The organism is Streptomyces sp. NPDC127106, assembly GCF_042677605.1.
Lineage (GTDB): Bacteria > Actinomycetota > Actinomycetes > Streptomycetales > Streptomycetaceae > Streptomyces.
The window spans coordinates 418637-434702 of sequence record NZ_JBHXTC010000001.1 but is presented as its reverse complement, the minus strand read 5'-3'; the positions used below and the strand labels follow the sequence as shown (position 1 = coordinate 434702).

13 protein-coding genes are annotated in these 16066 nt (G+C 72.5%); 10 read left to right on the top strand and 3 right to left on the bottom strand.

The genetic code is table 11. From position 1 onward, the window contains the following. Positions 1-287 precede the first annotated feature (287 nt). From aceA to ACFVGY_RS01835, 4 genes are all read left to right on the top strand, one after another. The gene (gene aceA, locus ACFVGY_RS01850) at positions 288-1577 is read left to right on the top strand and encodes an isocitrate lyase (protein ID WP_385669370.1); all 1290 of its coding nucleotides are present in this window, start codon (positions 288-290) and stop codon (positions 1575-1577) included. A gap of 104 nt (positions 1578-1681) precedes the next feature. Next, positions 1682-3274, top strand: a complete 1593-nt coding sequence (gene aceB, locus ACFVGY_RS01845; protein ID WP_385669367.1) for a malate synthase A — start codon at positions 1682-1684, stop codon at positions 3272-3274. Further along, complete coding sequence (locus ACFVGY_RS01840; protein ID WP_385669365.1) at positions 3271-4170, top strand: 3-hydroxybutyryl-CoA dehydrogenase; 900 nt, start codon at positions 3271-3273, stop codon at positions 4168-4170. Before aceB ends, ACFVGY_RS01840 begins: the two co-directional genes overlap by 4 nt. A 259-nt stretch (positions 4171-4429) precedes the next feature. Then, the gene (locus ACFVGY_RS01835) at positions 4430-6328 is read left to right on the top strand and encodes a copper resistance CopC/CopD family protein (RefSeq protein WP_385669362.1); all 1899 of its coding nucleotides are present in this window, start codon (positions 4430-4432) and stop codon (positions 6326-6328) included. Here ACFVGY_RS01835 and ACFVGY_RS01830 read toward each other — a convergent pair. Then, positions 6309-8249, bottom strand: coding sequence for a hypothetical protein (locus ACFVGY_RS01830; RefSeq protein WP_385669360.1), 1941 nt, complete (start codon positions 8247-8249; stop codon positions 6309-6311). The two genes, ACFVGY_RS01835 and ACFVGY_RS01830, sit on opposite strands and share 20 nt — an antisense overlap. A 164-nt stretch (positions 8250-8413) precedes the next feature. Beyond that, positions 8414-8959 (bottom strand): methyltransferase, encoded by a 546-nt coding sequence (locus ACFVGY_RS01825; protein ID WP_385669357.1) that lies wholly within the window; start codon positions 8957-8959, stop codon positions 8414-8416. 44 nt (positions 8960-9003) lie between these two features. Here ACFVGY_RS01825 and ACFVGY_RS01820 point away from each other — a divergent pair, with 44 nt between their 5' ends. Next, entirely contained in the window at positions 9004-9126 is a 123-nt protein-coding gene (locus ACFVGY_RS01820) for a hypothetical protein (protein WP_385669354.1), read from the top strand. Between the two features lie 481 nt (positions 9127-9607). Continuing rightward, the gene (locus tag ACFVGY_RS01815; protein WP_385669351.1) at positions 9608-9988 is read left to right on the top strand and encodes a GNAT family N-acetyltransferase; all 381 of its coding nucleotides are present in this window, start codon (positions 9608-9610) and stop codon (positions 9986-9988) included. Between the two features lie 82 nt (positions 9989-10070). Here ACFVGY_RS01815 and ACFVGY_RS01810 read toward each other — a convergent pair whose 3' ends face one another. Next, positions 10071-11237, bottom strand: coding sequence for an agmatine deiminase family protein (locus ACFVGY_RS01810; protein WP_385669348.1), 1167 nt, complete (start codon positions 11235-11237; stop codon positions 10071-10073). A gap of 337 nt (positions 11238-11574) precedes the next feature. Between ACFVGY_RS01810 and ACFVGY_RS01805 the strand changes: the two genes are divergently transcribed. The 4 genes from ACFVGY_RS01805 (at position 11575) to ctaD (ending at position 16033) form a co-directional block, all read left to right on the top strand. Next, positions 11575-12138: a hypothetical protein gene (locus ACFVGY_RS01805; RefSeq protein WP_385669345.1), complete on the top strand. Its 564-nt coding sequence runs from the start codon at positions 11575-11577 to the stop codon at positions 12136-12138. Next, positions 12119-12769, top strand: coding sequence for a vitamin K epoxide reductase family protein (locus ACFVGY_RS01800; RefSeq protein WP_385669342.1), 651 nt, complete (start codon positions 12119-12121; stop codon positions 12767-12769). The genes ACFVGY_RS01805 and ACFVGY_RS01800 overlap by 20 nt, the downstream gene beginning before the upstream one ends. A gap of 111 nt (positions 12770-12880) precedes the next feature. After that, the gene (locus ACFVGY_RS01795) at positions 12881-14194 is read left to right on the top strand and encodes a globin domain-containing protein (protein ID WP_385669339.1); all 1314 of its coding nucleotides are present in this window, start codon (positions 12881-12883) and stop codon (positions 14192-14194) included. 147 nt (positions 14195-14341) lie between these two features. Further along, positions 14342-16033: a cytochrome c oxidase subunit I gene (ctaD, locus tag ACFVGY_RS01790; protein ID WP_385669337.1), complete on the top strand. Its 1692-nt coding sequence runs from the start codon at positions 14342-14344 to the stop codon at positions 16031-16033. Positions 16034-16066 lie beyond the last annotated feature (33 nt).

Genomic DNA, 16066 nt, shown 5'->3' with positions numbered 1-16066 from the left:
ATTGACAGACGTACCTCATTGATGGCACTGCGTGCCGCTGTCAGAGTCAGTCGTGCGGCCCGCCGGACCCCGGCGGCCGAGGCGGACACTCCGGGCACGATTCATGCCCTGACGTCGGAGATCCCGGCAGTCCTGACTCGGCTGCCCTGCACGATCGCTCCGTTCCGCCCCGAAGTGGGCCGGCGGCCGTAACCCGCAACCCTCGATCAAGGCACACGGTGCCAACACCTTGTCGCGCCCGGCGGGAGTGTTGGCAAGTCAAGCGACTCATGGAGACGGTGACGGTCATGGCACAAGCGAAGGCGACCACGGCGGCGGCCCAGCAGCTCGAACAGCGGTGGGCCACGGACCCGCGCTGGACCGGCATCGAGCGCACCTACGGCGCCGAGGACGTGGTCCGGCTCTCCGGCAGCGTCCGAGAGGAGCACACCCTGGCCCGGCGCGGCGCCGAGCGCCTGTGGCGGCAGCTCCACGAACTGGACTACGTCCACGCCCTGGGCGCACTGACGGGCGGTCAGGCCGTGCAGCAGGTCCGGGCCGGGCTGCAGGCGATCTACCTGTCCGGCTGGCAGGTGGCCGCCGACGCCAACCAGGCCGGGCACACCTACCCCGACCAGAGCCTCTACCCGGTCAACTCGGTGCCGCAGGTGGTGCGCCGGATCAACAACGCGCTGCTGCGGGCCGACCAGATCGCCACGGCCGAGGGCGGCGCCGACACCACCGACTGGCTGGCGCCGATCGTCGCCGACGCCGAGGCCGGGTTCGGCGGCCCGCTGAACGCCTTCGAGCTGACCAAGGCGATGATCGCGGCCGGTGCGGCGGGCATCCACTACGAGGACCAGCTCGCCTCGGAGAAGAAGTGCGGCCACCTCGGCGGCAAGGTCCTCGTCCCCACCTCCCAGCACGTCCGCACCCTCAACGCCGCCCGGCTCGCCGCCGACATCGCCGACGTGCCCACCCTCGTCATCGCCCGCACCGATGCCCTCGCGGCGAACCTGCTGACCAGCGACGTCGACGAGCGCGACGCGCAGTTCACCACCGGCGAGCGGACCCCGGAGGGCTTCTTCCGGGTGCAGAACGGCATGGCCCCGGTCATCGCCCGCGGTCTCGCCTACGCCCCGTACGCGGACCTCATCTGGGTGGAGACCGGCACCCCGGACCTGGCCCAGGCCCGCGAGTTCGCCGAGGCGCTGCACGCCGAGTTCCCCGGCAAGATGCTGGCGTACAATTGCTCCCCGTCGTTCAACTGGAAGGCCGCCCTGGACGACGACCAGATCGCCACGTTCCAGCGCGAACTCGGCGCCATGGGCTACAAGTTCCAGTTCATCACCCTGGCCGGCTTCCACTCCCTCAACCACGGCATGTTCGAGCTGGCCCGCGGTTACGCGGAGCACGGCATGACGGCGTACGTCGACCTGCAGGAGCGGGAGTTCGCCGCCCAGCAGCACGGCTTCACCGCGGTCAAGCACCAGCGCGAGGTCGGCACCGGCTACTTCGACCTGGTCTCCACCGCCGTCAACCCCGCCTCCTCCACCACGGCCCTGACCGGCTCCACCGAGGAAGAGCAGTTCCACTAGGCCGACTCCGCTTTACGGCCTGCCTTCGCCCGAAGGCCCGCGGCCAGCGGGAGCCGGACGACCGTCCCCGTCCGGCTCCCGCCCACCCCTCGTCAGGAGACCGCATGACCACCACCGCCACCACGCACCGGGTCCGGGTCCTCGCGGCGCCGGGCGACCGCCACGACGAGATCCTCACGCCGGAGGCCCTCGACTTCGTCGGCCGCCTCGACGCGGCCTTCGCCCACCGCCGCCAGGACGTCCTCAACGAGCGGCTCCGCCGCAAGGACCGCCTCGTCTCGGGAACCCCGCTGGACTTCTCCGTCGCCACGGCCGCCGTCCGCAACGACCCCGACTGGCGGGTGGCGCCGCCCGCACCCGGCCTGGCCGACCGCCGGGTGGAGATCACCGGCCCGCCGGACCGCCGCATGACCGTCAACGCCCTCAACTCCGGCGCCACGGTGTGGATGGCCGACTTCGAGGACGCCACCGCCCCCACCTGGAACAACGTCATCGGCGGCCAGCTCAACCTGCTCGACGCCACAGAGCGCCGCATCGACTTCACCACCCCCGAGGGCAAGGAGTACCGCCTCGGCGAGGACCTCGCGACGATCACGGTCCGCCCCCGGGGCTGGCACCTGCTGGAGGAGCACCTGGAGGTCGACGGCCGGCCCGTCCCCGCTGCCCTGGTGGACTTCGGCCTGTACTTCTTCCACTGCGCGCAGCGGCAGATCGACGCCGGGTACGGCCCGTACTTCTACCTCCCCAAGCTGGAGAACGCGGGCGAGGCCAGGCTCTGGAACGACATCTTCGTCCTCGCGCAGGAGCTCCTCGGCATCCCGCGCGGCACCGTCCGCGCCACCGTCCTGATCGAGACGATCACCGCGGCCTTCGAGATGGAGGAGATCCTCCACGCACTCCGGGAACACAGCGCGGGCCTCAACGCCGGCCGCTGGGACTACCTCTTCAGCATCATCAAGACCTTCGGCCACCGCACCGACTTCCAACTGCCCGACCGCGCCCAGGTCACCATGACCGCCCCCTTCATGCGCGCCTACACCGAACTCCTCGTCCGGACCTGCCACCGGCGCGGCGCCCACGCCATCGGCGGCATGGCCGCCCACGTGCCATCCAAGGACGCGCAGACCCACGCGGCAGCCCGGGCCAAGGTGCGCCTGGACAAGGAGCGGGAGGCCGAGGACGGCTTCGACGGCTCCTGGGTGGCCCACCCGGCCCTCGTCCCCGTCTGTCGGGAAGTCTTCGACGGCGTGCTGGGCTCCCGGCCCCACCAACTCGACCGCACCCGCGAGGACGTCGCCGTCACCGCCGCCGACCTCCTCGCCGTCCGGCGCACCAGCGCGCCGCCGACGGCCGGGGGAGTGCGCGCCAACGTCGCCGTCGCCCTGCGCTACTTCGACGCCTGGCTGCGCGGCCACGGCGCCGTCGCCCTGGACGGCCTGATGGAGGACGCCGCGACCGCCGAGATCGCCCGGGTCCAGCTGTGGCAGTGGCTGCGGCACCGGACCATCGACCGGGAGGACCTGCGCGCCGTGATCGACCGGGAGTGCGCGACCCTCGCCGACGAGCACCCCGATGCGCTCGTGCCGGAGGCCCGGGCCGTGCTGGAACGAGTCGCCCTGGAACGGGAGCTGCCGGCCTTCTTCACCCCCGACGCCTACGGCCGCCACCTGGTCCGCCGTACGGAGGTGCAGCCGTGAGCGCCGACATCCGCCGGGTCGGGGTGGTCGGCGGCGGCCAGATGGGTTCCGGCATCGCAGAGGTCTGCGCCCGCGCCGGACTCGACACCGTCGTCTGCGAGGCCGACGCCACCGCTGCCCGAGCGGCACGCGAACGGGTCGCCGTCTCGCTCGAACGCGCCGTCCAGCGGGGCAAGCTCGACCGGATCTCCGCCGAGGACGCCTTCGCCCGGCTGGTCTTCACCGGCAGTCCGGAGGACCTGGCCGACCGGCAGCTCGTCATCGAGGCCGTGACCGAGAACACGGCCGTCAAGACCGAGACGTTCGCGGCCCTCGACAAGATCGTCGCCGACCGTGACGCGATCCTCGCGACCAACACCTCCTCCCTGCCCGTCATGCGCCTCGGCATGGCCACCGGGCGCGCCGACCGGGTCGTGGGGCTGCACTTCTTCAATCCCGTACCCGTCCTGCCGCTGGTGGAGGTCGTCTCCTCGCTGCACACCTCCCGGGACACCGTGGAGACGGTGGAGGCGTTCGCCCGCGACACGCTGGGCAAGACGGCGATCCGGTCGCAGGACCGGGCCGGGTTCGTGGTCAACGCCCTCCTCGTCCCCTACCTGCTGTCGGCCATCCGGATGGCCGAGTCCGGCTTCGCCACCGCAGCCGGCATCGACGCCGGAATGGAGCTCGGCTGCGCCCATCCGATGGGGCCGCTGAAGTTGGCCGACCTCATCGGACTCGACACGGTCGCCGCCATCGCGGAGTCCCTCTACGACGAGTTCAAGGAACCCCTCTACGCCCCGCCCCCGCTGCTGGCGCGGATGGTGCAGGCGGGGCTGCTGGGCCGGAAGACCGGCCGGGGGTTCCACACGTACGACCGGGGACTGCTGAGGGACCCGGTGCTGCCGCCGGGCTGAGGGGCCCGGCAGCGTGGTGGAACGGGGTGCGGCGGAGTGGTGTCCGCCGCACCCCTCGCACTCCCGGGACGTCGCAGCCCGTGGTCTTCCGCTCGGCAGTCGACGGCGGGTGGAGCGGTTGGGCGGGCAGCCGCACCCCGACTGCCCGCACCCCCTTCATACCGGAAGAACGTCCGCAGGCGGGCGTTCCGCACGGCTCTTTAGCGGAAGTTGCTTAACCGGCTCCGCCCGCGACCGTGAACGCCGAGACTGCCTGCTCATGTACACCGGATCGCCTCCTGCCAGGACGTCACTGACCGTCCTGGCGCTGGTCGCCGCCGTGTTCGCCCTGATCATCGGCGGGGCGGGCACGGCCTTCGCGCATTCCGGCCTCAGCGGCTCCGACCCCGCGGACGGCGCCGTCCTCAAGACGGCACCGCAGCAGGTCGCGCTGACCTTCACCGAATCGGTCGGCCTCTCCGAGGACTCGGTGCGGGTGCTGTCGCCGGACAACGAGCGGGTGAACCCCCGCCCCGCGCAGCACGTGGACGGCAAGGAGAGCACCGCTCGGGTGGAACTGTCCGACGACCTCCCCCAGGGCACCTACACGGTGGCCTGGCGGGTCGCGTCCGCCGATGGGCATCCGATCTCCGGCGCGTTCGTCTTCTCCATCGGCAAGCCGTCCCAGACCGCCGCGGTGGTGCCCACCCGCTCACTGGACGACACGGCGGTCGGCCGCCTGTACGGCTTCTTCCGCTACGCCGCCTACAGCGGGCTCGCCCTCCTCGTCGGCGCTGCCGCGTTCGTCCTCGTGTGCTGGCCCACTGCGGGGGCGGTGCGTCCGGTGCGCGGGCTGCTGGTCGCCGGATGGGTGACGCTGGTGGTGGCCACCGTGGCGCTCTTGCTGCTACGCGGTCCGTACGAGACGGGTGGTCGGCTGACATCGGTGTTCGAGCTGTCCCAGGTGGGACGGACCGCCACCGGGAGGCCCGGGGGAGCACTGATCGTCCGGCTCGTGCTGCTCGCCGTGGCCGCGGGCCTGCTGAGGCGGTGGGCCGTACGGCTGCACGGTCAGGACGGCGGAGCGGAGCCCCGGGGACTCGGTCCCCGGGTCCGCTGGGCCGGGGCGGTGCTCGCCCTGGGGCTGGCGTTCACCTGGGCCGCCGCCGAGCACGCCGCCGCCGGCATCCAGGTGCCGCTCGCCGTGCCCCTCGCCGTGCTGCACCTGCTGGCCATGGGGGTCTGGCTCGGCGGCCTGATCACGCTGGTGATCGTCCTCCGGCGCCGAGGATCCGGGAGCCGCGCCGTCCCGGCGACCGCGATCGGCCGCTTTTCGACGCTGGCCTTCACCGCCGTCGTCGTGCTGGTCGGCACGGGGGCGTACCAGTCCTGGCGGCAGGTCGGCTCCTGGGAGGCGCTGTCCACCACCTCGTACGGAAGGACCCTCCTCGTGAAGATCGCTGCTGTGGTCCTCGTCCTGTGGGTGGCCTCCTTCTCCCGCCGGTGGACCGCCCGCCTCGTGCACGCGGCTCCTGCGGCCACGGAGACGCTGACGGTGCCCGAGCCCGAGCGCGTGAAGGTCGCACAGATGGTCGGCGCGCCGGCTTCACCGGTGCCCACGGACCCGCCCGGTGGAGGCGGGGCGGGCGATGCCCACACCGGGCCGCCGGTCGACGAGGCCGACGGATACCGGCGCAGCCTGCGCCGCACGGTGGCCGTCGAAGCCGCGCTCAGCGCCGTGATCCTGGCGATCACGACCTTGCTCACCGGTACCCAGCCCAGCCGTGCCGCAGGCGAGAGCGCCGCGGCGGCCGCAGCCCAGGCGCCGCAGGTGAAGGTGGTCACCGTCCCCTTCGACATGGGGACGGCCAACCACCAGGGCACGGTCCAGCTCACGTTGACGCCGGGACGCGTCGGTGAGAACACGGTCGAAGCCGTCGTGTACTCCGCGGACGGCGGCCTCGCCACCGTGCGCGAACTCCGACTCAGTCTCACCCAGGAAGACCTGGACATCGGCCCGATCGACGCCCGGCTGAAGGACCAGAAGGGGTACTGGGCCGCCTACGACCTGCGGCTGCCCATGGCGGGGGAGTGGACCATGAACGTCACGGTGCGCACCACGGACATCGACCAGGTCACCGTGCGCGGGAACGTCCGCATCACCTCGTCGTCGCGGTGAGGGTCAGGAGTTCCTCGATCGTGCCGCGCTCCGGGTGCTGCGGGTCGCGTCCCGCCAGCCGCCGGTACAACCGCTGCCAGGCCGCTTCGTCCGCCGCCGGCAGGTGCGTGCGGACCAGTGCCGTGAGCCCTTCCACTGCTTCCACGATCTGCGTGGGCGCGTCCGGCAGGCACCGGGCGTCGCCGAGGCGGCGCAGCACGCACGGGCCCTGTCCCACGTGCCTCAGAAGGTCCTCGGGGGTGATGAGCCCCTTCGCGAGCAGGTCGTCGAGTTGTCCGGTGGCCTGCTCACGATCGGCGCTGTAGCCCAGCCCGGCGCGCAGCGCCCCCTTGTCCGTGATCCACACCTCCGCATACGAGCGGTGGCTGCGGTAGTCGCGGCGTATCGCGTCGATGTGGCGGGCCGCTACGTCGGGCGGTGTCCCGGGGCGGTTGACCATCTGGGGCCAGTACCGGAACGGCTCGCGGGCGTGCTCGGCCTCCAGGTGGTTCCAGTCGACGTTCGCAAAGAGCTCCATCAGCCGGTCGGCGGCATCCGCGCCCGCCCGCGGGCCGAGGCGGCGCAGGCGCGCGGCGAGCTTCTGCGTGGTCAGCTCCTTCTCCACCCGGGCACGGAGGGCCGTGAGCGGATCGGCGGCGCTCAGCGCCTTCGCGCAGATACGGGTGACCGCCGGGCTCACGCGGCCGGTGGCGAGCAGTGCCGACAGCCGGGCCGGACCTGCGTGCCGCAGCAGGGTGAGGCAGCCCGTCAGTTGCTCCGGCATCCTGAACTTCGACAGGTGGCTGCTGGCGAACGCCGCTTCGACGAGTTCCGGTTCGATGGCGTGGAGGCAGTCGGGGAGCGCATTCCACGGAATGCGGTCGACGTGCGGTGCGAGCCGCACCGACGGGTCGGTGACGGCCGCGCGGCGTTCCTCGGCGCAGACGTAGAAGTGGCCGTCCAGCACGGCGAGGTGGATCTCCGGATCGGCGTGTTCCAGGAGCCGCAGCGCGGTGCCCCGGGTCAGGTCGATGCCGCGGGCGATCACCAGCAGGGCCTCCCGGTTCCGGCTGCGCAGGAGGTGCTCCAGGACTCCTGCAGGCGTGCCGCGGCGCACCGCGACGACGTACTGCGCCAGCAGCGTGCCCGTTTCCGGCGGCAGTTCGGGCATCAGGGCGTCCAGGACATCGGCGTCGCACCGCCGCAGGACCTCACCCGTGGGCCACCACCACAGAGCGCGGAACAGCTGGTCCTCGACCTTCCGGCCGGTCGGCGCGCGGTCGGGCAGCAGACGGGCGGGGGCGGCCGCCGCTGCGTCCCGGGACCGCTGCACCAGCGCCGGCCAGCTGAGCAGACGGTCCGGGCCCTTGCTCTCCGGCCGGCACAGCGCGTCCACGGTGGCGAGCAGCTTGAGCCAGGCAGCCGGGTCCGTCCCCAGGGAGGCCGTGAGGTGCGTCCGCACCCGCCGTTCGAATGCGGGACGCGCCCCGCCGCGGTCGGACAGCGTGCGGAGCTGCATCGTCCAGCGCGCCGGGTACGCCTCGACGATGTCCGCGGCCGTGAGCGTCCCGGCCTCGTACGCCGCCGACAACCGGTGGAGGTGGGACGAGCGGCGGTGGGCGGCGGGATGGCCGTCCGCCACGTCGTGCCGCAGCTGCTCCAGTGCCGCGGCCCCGTCGGCCGGGGCCGTCGCGTGGGGCGCACCTCCGTCCGTCGGCAGGCCGCAGCGGCGCCACGCCTCGGCCAGCCACTCGGGGCGGCCGGCCGACTTGGGGTACCGGTTCGGGTGCGTACGCCCCAGGAAGCGCACGACCTCGGCATCGGCGGGCAGCGGAGGCGTGCCCCCGCCGTGCTCGGCCGCCAGGCGGCGCAGCAGGTCGATGGCGGCCACCGCCGCCTGGTGGACTTCCTCATGCGGTGCGTCGTACGGACGGGCTCCCACGGAACACCCCTCCCCATCGTGGTTCTCGGGATCAAGAACAGTGCACCACATGGGTCTGACAGCGCCGTGCCGCGGCCCGGACGGGACGGGTACCGGGCCTCAGCGGGTCGGGGCCAGCTCCCCCAAGCGGTGGTCCCGGCCGATGTCGAGGCAGGAGCCTACGGTCAGGCCGGCGCGGGCGGCCAGTGCGGCGAAGTCGGTCTCGCTGCGCAGTCCCGAGCCGAACGCCGCCTCGAGGCGCAGGTGGTGCAGGGCCGCCCCGACGTCCCGCTCGACCCCTCCGGCCCCTCCACCTGCTCCACCAACAGGAGGGCGCCGCCCTCCGCCACCGCGGCCGCGTTCTCGCGCAAGGCGAGCACCGCGTCCTCGTCGGGCAGCTGGTCCAGCAGCTTGCACAGCAGCACCGTACGGTCGGCGGGCGGCACCGCCCCCGTGCTGGGCACCAGTTCCACCCGGGGCAGTACGTCCGTCTCCAGCACCCGGTCGGCGAGCATGCGCAGCACCGACGGCCACGCGGCGATCCGTACCCGCAGTGCGGGGAAGGCCTTCGCCAGGGTGTTGGCGACCGCCGCGGCGCCGCTGCCGGTCGCCGTCAGCGAGGCCGTCGCCCAGTCCCAGCCGGTGCGCACGCCCGGGGCGATCCACACGGCCTCGTCCTCCACGGCCTCCCGGGCCGCCCCGCCGAGCTGTTCGTCCGCGGCGAGCGCCATGGCCAGCGGCGCCCCGGGCGGGGTCCGGTAGCAGGCCGGCCGGTGTGCAGCGTCTCGTGCAGACCGGACAGCGACAGGTCCAGGGCTGCCTGTGCGCCGGGCAGGTCGTACTCCTGCAACGAGCGCTCGTCCTCGACGAGTTCCTCGCCGACGGGGTGAGCCGGTAGCCGTCGGGTCCGGCCGCCAGTACCTCCAGCTCGGTGAGGTACGCCAGCAGCGCGGCCAGCGTCCGAGGGTCGGACCCGGTACGGGCGGCCAGTTACAGCGCCTCCCGCAGTGCGCGTTCCACTTCCTCCCGGGCAGCGAGCCACGACACGACCCGTGCCGCCTGCTCCGCCCGGTCCCCCTGCCCGGCGAGCCCCGCCGGCGCGGTCGGGGCGGTCCGCCCACCATGTGCTCGTACACCGCAAATCCCCGTTCGAATCGGCTCGTCCACGGTGGAGGATCACGCGTCAGGGGGCGGTGCGGGGGCCTAACCGCCGTGGAAGTCACACGATGGCAGGGCAGTTGGAGAACGTTGGCCCCTCCTTGTCCACCTCCGGCCGCCGCCGGTTTGTGAATTCCGTCGTCGTCGGGCTCCCCGTGGTGCCGGTCCGTTCGGGCCGCCCGGGAGACGCACCCGCCCTCCATGTCCTCTCCCGTACCTTCGTGGCGTCCGGCGAGCTGCGCGCCCGTCCCCTCGGCCACTACCTCGCCCACACCGACGAGTTCCTCCTCGTGGAGGACACGGCCGGCAGGCCGGACGGCTGCGTCGTGGTACGGGACGAGGGTCCGGGCGTGGCCGTGCTCCGCAACTTCCCTGTGGCGCGCGGCGGTCAGGGCCGGGGCCTCGGTCCGGTGTTGCTGCGGGCCGCGCTGGCGCGGGCCCGACGGCTGGGCGCCGCCCGGCTGTTCACGGCGACCGTGGGCTCCGCCGAACTGTTCCTGCGACACGGCTTCGTTCCGGTCGACCCGGAGCGGGCACCGGCGGCCTGGGCGTCCGCCCTGGACCCGGACCGGGGGGCACGGGTCCACCTGCGGAAACCGTGAGGGCGGGAGTCCTCCTCGTCCCCGCCGGGCAGCGTCCGACATCGGAACGGGCGTCAGGTGCGGCGTCCACGAACGGAGGGCGTCAGGCGGCCGGCTTGCCGGGCTGGTCGTGGGTGGAGCAGTGGATGCCGCCGCCGCCCGAGGCGATCGTGTCGATGACGATCGGTACGACGTCGCGCTTGGGGAAGTGTTCCCGGAGGATGCCCCGGGCGCGGTCATCGGCCTTGCGGTCACCGAACCGCGGCATGAACACGGCGTCGTTGGCGATGTAGAAGTTGGCGTAGGTGGAGACGAAGTCGTCGCCCCGGCCCGTGATGCGGTTCAGGTCCGGCTGCGGGAGGTCGATGACCTCGAAGCGCCGGCCCCGGGCGTCCGTCGCCTTCGACAGGACGGACTTCGCCTGGTCGGCGGCGCGGGACCAGGAGTCCGGCGGGGTGCCGGGGTGCGCGCGGTCCAGCAGCACCACGCCGGGTTCGGTGAACCGTACGAGGCTGTCGACGTGGGCGTCGGTGATGTCCTCGCCGCGTACGCCGGCCAGCCAGATCACCTTCTCGACGCCCAGGGCCTGCTTGAGTTCGGCCTCGACGGTGTCGCGCGACTTGCCCTTGTTGCGGTTGTCGTTGACGATCGAGCTCTCGGTGATCAGCAGGGTGCCCTCGCCGTCGGGCTCGAACGAACCGCCCTCCGCGACCAGCGGCGCCTGCACCCGGGGGATCCCGTACTTCTCCAGCAGGGCGCTCCCCACCTTGGCGTCGTTGGTGTGCACCTGCTTGTTGCCCCAGCCGTTGAAGTTGAAGTCGACACCGGTGACCTTGCCGCCCTCCTCGACGAACACGGGGACGGTGTCACGGGCCCAGAGGTCGTCTACGGCCAGCGGGATGACCTCGACCTGCGAGCCGCACGCCCGCTGGGCGGCCGCCGCCTGGTCGGGGCGGGCCATCATGACCACCGCCTCGTACTCTCCGACGGCGCGGGCGATGCGGGCGATGTCCTCGCGGACGTAGCGCAGGTCCTCCTCCCACACGCCCGCGGCCAGGGCGGGCCAGGACATGAACGTCCGGGTGTGGCTCTCCCACTCGGCGCCGAGGCGACGCTTCGGACCGCCGGCCGCCGACGAGGAGGACCCGGCCGGGGATCCGGACCGCAGGGCGGTCTCGGCGGGGCCGCAGGCCGCGGCGCCGAAGGCGAGGGCACCGAGCCCGGCGAGGGTGCGCAGGGTGGTCCGGCGTGTGGGGCGCAGGTTCGACACGGGGGAACTCCGATCGTGGACCGGCGGGACGCGTTCGTCCGGCCGGGGCGGGCGCGGGGCGCGGCCAGGGGCGCACGGACCCCCCCGGGCTCCTACGACAAGGGTGCGCGTCGACCCCGCGATCGGCCGTCCAGCGGGATGCGGAACGACCGCGTGCCGCCACTCTGACACTGACTGAATTTTCAGTCAAACTCGCGGACGAGGGACGTTCGGGCCCCGGGGGAGCGGGCCGGGGGACGTTCGGGCCCTTTCGTGCCAGGTGCGTGCGCGTGTTCACTCGTGCTCCGGTACGTCGCACGAGTGGAGGGCGTCGGATGGCGGGGAAGCGAGCGGGCGGATGATCGCGGCGGTGGGTCATGCCGATCTGCCCCGGGACACGCTCGAACTGGTGGAGTCCGAAGTGGCCGTGCGGCTGGAGCGCTGGGCGGGTGACGCCACCGCGGTGGTCCGCGCGGGGGCGGGGCTGCCGGTGGTGTTCGGACGGGCCGTGCGTGCGGCGGGCCGGCGACTGGTGGTCCTGCTCCCGACCGACGGGACGGCCCCCGCCCCGCTCCCGGAGCGCGACCGAGCGGCGGCCGGCGAACTGCTCGTGCTCGCCGACCGGGCACACCTGTGGCACTTCGACCCGGCCGACCGCGACGCCTGCATCGGCGCCGACGAACGTCTGATCCGGACCAGCAGTCGACTGGTGGCGGTGTGGGACGGCTCGCCGTCCGACGGCCGGGACGCCACCGCGCACCTGGTGGCCTACGCCAGGTCCCGCGGCGTGCCCGTGGACGTCGTCTGGCCCGAGGGGGCGCGCCGGGCTCCGGGCTCCCCCCGGCACCTCCGCAGGGTGGAGAGCGCGCCCCTGGGGACGGCGGCCGGGAAGGAGGGCGGCCGTGTCCGGCACCCTGCGTGACCGCACCCCCGGGACGCGGGACCGCACGGCGGGCGGCTCCCGTTCCGGCGTGATCGGCGCGGGCCGCGGCTTCGCCCGGCTGCTGATCGTCACCGGGGTGGCCGGGCTCCTCGCCTCGTTCGTGATCACCCTCGACAAGTTCGAACTGCTCCGGGACCCGGACTTCGTCCCCTCGTGCAATCTCAGCCCGGTGCTGTCCTGCGCCGACGTGATGCGCAGCGGGCAGGCGTCCGTGTTCGGCTTCCCCAACCCCCTGATCGGTCTCGTCGCGTACGCGGTGGTCGTCGCGATCGGCTTCGGACTGCTCGCGGGCGCCGGCTACCGCCGATGGTTCTGGGCCGGGCTCAACCTCGGCACCCTCCTCGGCGCGGGCTTCTGCATGTGGCTGATGAGCCAGGCCCTGTACGGGATCGGGGCGCTGTGCCTGTGGTGCTGCCTGGCCTGGGCGGCCACCATCGCCATGTTCTGGTACACCACGGTGCACAACCTCCGGCACGGCGTCATCCGCGCTCCCCGCGCGCTGGTCAGCGGCGTGCAGGAGTTCCACTGGGTCGTGCCCCTCACCTGGTACGGGGTCGTCGTCCTGCTCATCGCCACCCGCTTCCAGGCGTACTGGGAGTCGCTGCTGTGACGTTATCCCGATCGACGGCGATACACGGAGGGTGCACGGGGAGGGCCTGCCGGCCTCCGCCCGGACCACGCGGTGACAAGGAGGCAAGCACAACCGGAAGAAGCACACGACGTGAACCAGTACGACACCTACCACGCGCTCCTGGCGCGGCAGGACGCGATGCGGCTGCGGCGGCAGCTGATGGCCCCGACCCGGCAGCCGGCCGCGGCCCGCGCGGACGCGGGCTCCTACGACGGCGCCGCGGACCAGCGGCTGATCACCTTGAACCTGCCGCTGGTGAGTCCCTCCGGGGAGCTCATCGACCGTCTCTACGACGCCATGTTCGAGCACCACCCCTACCTCCGCGGCCTGTTCCCCGACTCGATGGCGTTCCAGCGCGCCCACCTGGAACAGGCACTGCGGTACCTCATCGACCACCTGCACGAGCCGGAGGAGCTGGCCGCCTTCTGTACCCGGCTGGGCCGCGACCACCGCAAGCTTGGCGTGCGGCCGGTGCACTACGAGGTCTTCGAGACGGCCCTCGTCGAGGCGCTGCGCGGGTACGCGGGCGGAGGCTGGAGCGCGGCGCTGGAGCAGGCGTGGCTGCGGATGCTGCGGTTCGCGGTCGCGGCCATGGTGGCGGGTGCCGAGCAGGCGCTGGCCGAACCGCCCTACTGGAACGCGGTGGTGACCGGTCACCGGCTGTGCGGACCGGACCTCGCCGTGGTCCACGTACGCACCGCCGAGCCCTACCCCCACCGGGCCGGGCAGTACGCCCATGTCCAGACGCCGCTCCTGCCGCACGCCTGGCGGCCCTACGCCATCGCCTGCGCACCCCGCCCCGACGGCGAGCTGGAGTTCCACCTGCACGGCGACGGCACCGACGACGTGGGCGAGGCGCTCGTGGCGCACACCGGCGTCGGGGATCCGCTGCGCCTCGGGCCCGCCCAGGGGACCATGACCGTGGACGGGGCCGCCGAACGGGACGTGCTGGTCGTCGCGGCAGGGACCGGCTGGGCCACCGCCAAGGCGCTGCTGGAGGAGCTGGAGCGCGCGCCCCGGCCGCGCCGGACCCACCTGTTCCTCGGTGCCGGCACGCTCGACGACCTGTACGACACGCCGGCCCTGGCCGGGCTGGAGGACCGCTGCCCATGGCTGCGCGTGGTCCCGGTCGTCGGGGAGCGCGCCGCTGCCGCCGACTGCGCATCCCTGGTGGAGGCGGTCTCCCGGGGCGGCGACTGGTCCGGGCACCTCGCCTACCTCAGCGGCCCGCCCGCCATGGTCTCCGCCACGGCGAGGAGGCTGGCCGCCGCGGGCGTACCCTCCGACCGGATCCGCCACGACCCGGTCACCGGTGCGGGAGCCGTACCCCTCGACCAGTGTCCGCCCTCCGCATCCGCGCCGGGCCGTGCCGTACGGCACTCGCAGGGGGCCGTACGGCCCTGATCCCGCAGGGGGCGGAGGGACTGTTCGGCCCTGCCGCGCGCCCTCCCGCTGCGCGGATCATGAGGCGGCGCCCGGGGGTGCCGATTCCCTTTTCGTGCGGCACCTCCCGGTTCGCCACGAGTACGGCTACAGGGAGGGCAGCGTCCGGTGGACGTGACAGGAACGAAGCAGGCGGCGAGCGCGGGGCCGGAGACCGCCGCGCCAGGCGGGACAGCCGGAGGCGGGCAGGTCCGGCGCGCCTCGTGGGTCGAGTGGCTGACGACCACCGACCACAAGCGGATCGGCACGATGTACCTGGTGAGCGCGTTCGCGTTCTTCATCGTCGGCGGCGTCATGGCGTTGATGATGCGCGCGGAGCTGGCGCGCCCGGGCACGCAGATCATGTCGAACGAGCAGTTCAACCAGGCGTTCACCATGCACGGTTCGATCATGCTGCTGATGTTCGCGATGCCACTGTTCACCGGGTTCGCGAACTGGATCATGCCGCTGCAGATCGGGGCGCCGGACGTGGCGTTCCCGCGGCTGAACATGCTGTCCTTCTGGCTCTTCCTGTTCGGATCGCTCATCGCGGCCTTCGGCTTCCTCACCCCGGGCGGCGCCGCCGACTTCGGCTGGTTCCTCTACGCGCCGCTGTCGGACTCGGTGCACTCGCCGGGTCTCGGCGCCGACATGTGGATCATGGGTGTGGCGCTGTCCGGCTTCGGCTCCATCGCGGGCGCCGTCAACTTCATCACCACCATCCTGTGCATGAGGGCCCCGGGCATGACGATGTTCCGAATGCCGATCTTCACCTGGAACGTGCTGCTCACGGCGCTCCTGGTGCTGATGGTCTTCCCGGTGCTGGCCGCGGCCCTCTTCGCCCTCGAAAGCGACCGCAAGTTCGGCTCGCACGTCTTCGACGCCGCCAACGGCGGGGCCCTACTGTGGCAGCACCTGTTCTGGTTCTTCGGCCACCCCGAGGTGTACATCCTGGCGCTGCCGTTCTTCGGCATCGTCAGCGAGGTCGTCCCGGTCTTCTCGCGCAAGCCGATGTTCGGCTACATCGGTCTGATCGCCGCGACGATCGCGATCGCCGGCCTCTCCGTGACGGTGTGGGCGCACCACATGTACGTCACCGGGGGTGTGCTGCTGCCGTTCTTCTCCTTCATGACCTTCCTGATCGCGGTTCCGACCGGGGTGAAGTTCTTCAACTGGATCGGCACGATGTGGAAGGGTTCGCTGTCCTTCGAGACGCCGATGCTGTGGACGGTCGGCTTCCTGGTCACCTTCGTCTTCGGCGGGCTGACCGGCGTCATCCTGGCCTCGCCCCCGATGGACTTCCACCTCTCCGACTCGTACTTCGTCGTCGCGCACTTCCACTACACCGTCTTCGGCACCGTCGTGTACGCGATGTTCGCCGGCTTCCACTTCTGGTGGCCGAAGTTCACGGGCAGGATGCTGGACGAACGCCTCGGCAAGATCACCTTCTGGACCCTCACGGCCGGCTTCCACCTCACCTTCCTCGTCCAGCACTGGCTGGGAGCCGAGGGCATGCCGCGCCGTTACGCGGACTACCTCGCGGCCGACGGGTTCACCGTCCTCAACTCCCTCTCCACCGCAGGATCGTTCCTGCTTGGGCTGTCGCTCCTCCCCTTCTTCTACAACGTGTGGAAGACCGCGAAGTACGGCAAGGAGATCGAGGTGGACGACCCGTGGGGCTACGGCCGTTCGCTCGAATGGGCGACCTCCTGCCCGCCGCCGCGGCACAACTTCACCTCCCTGCCGCGGATCCGGTCCGAGTCCCCGGCGTTCGACCTCCACCATCCGGAGATCGCCGCCCTCGAACCGGCCCTCCACTGAGGCGGCAGCCGGCAGCCGGCAGCCGCCAGCAAG

Excerpts from the sequence above, each read along its gene's own strand:
- aceB (WP_385669367.1), top strand. The coding sequence starts at position 1,682 with ATGACCACCACCGCCACCACGCACCGGGTCCGGGTCCTCGCGGCGCCG.
- ACFVGY_RS01805 (WP_385669345.1), top strand. The coding sequence starts at position 11,575 with ATGATCGCGGCGGTGGGTCATGCCGATCTGCCCCGGGACACGCTCGAA.
- ACFVGY_RS01835 (WP_385669362.1), top strand. The coding sequence starts at position 4,430 with ATGTACACCGGATCGCCTCCTGCCAGGACGTCACTGACCGTCCTGGCG.
- ACFVGY_RS01825 (WP_385669357.1), bottom strand. The coding sequence starts at position 8,959 with ATGGCGCTCGCCGCGGACGAACAGCTCGGCGGGGCGGCCCGGGAGGCC.
- aceA (WP_385669370.1), top strand. The coding sequence starts at position 288 with ATGGCACAAGCGAAGGCGACCACGGCGGCGGCCCAGCAGCTCGAACAG.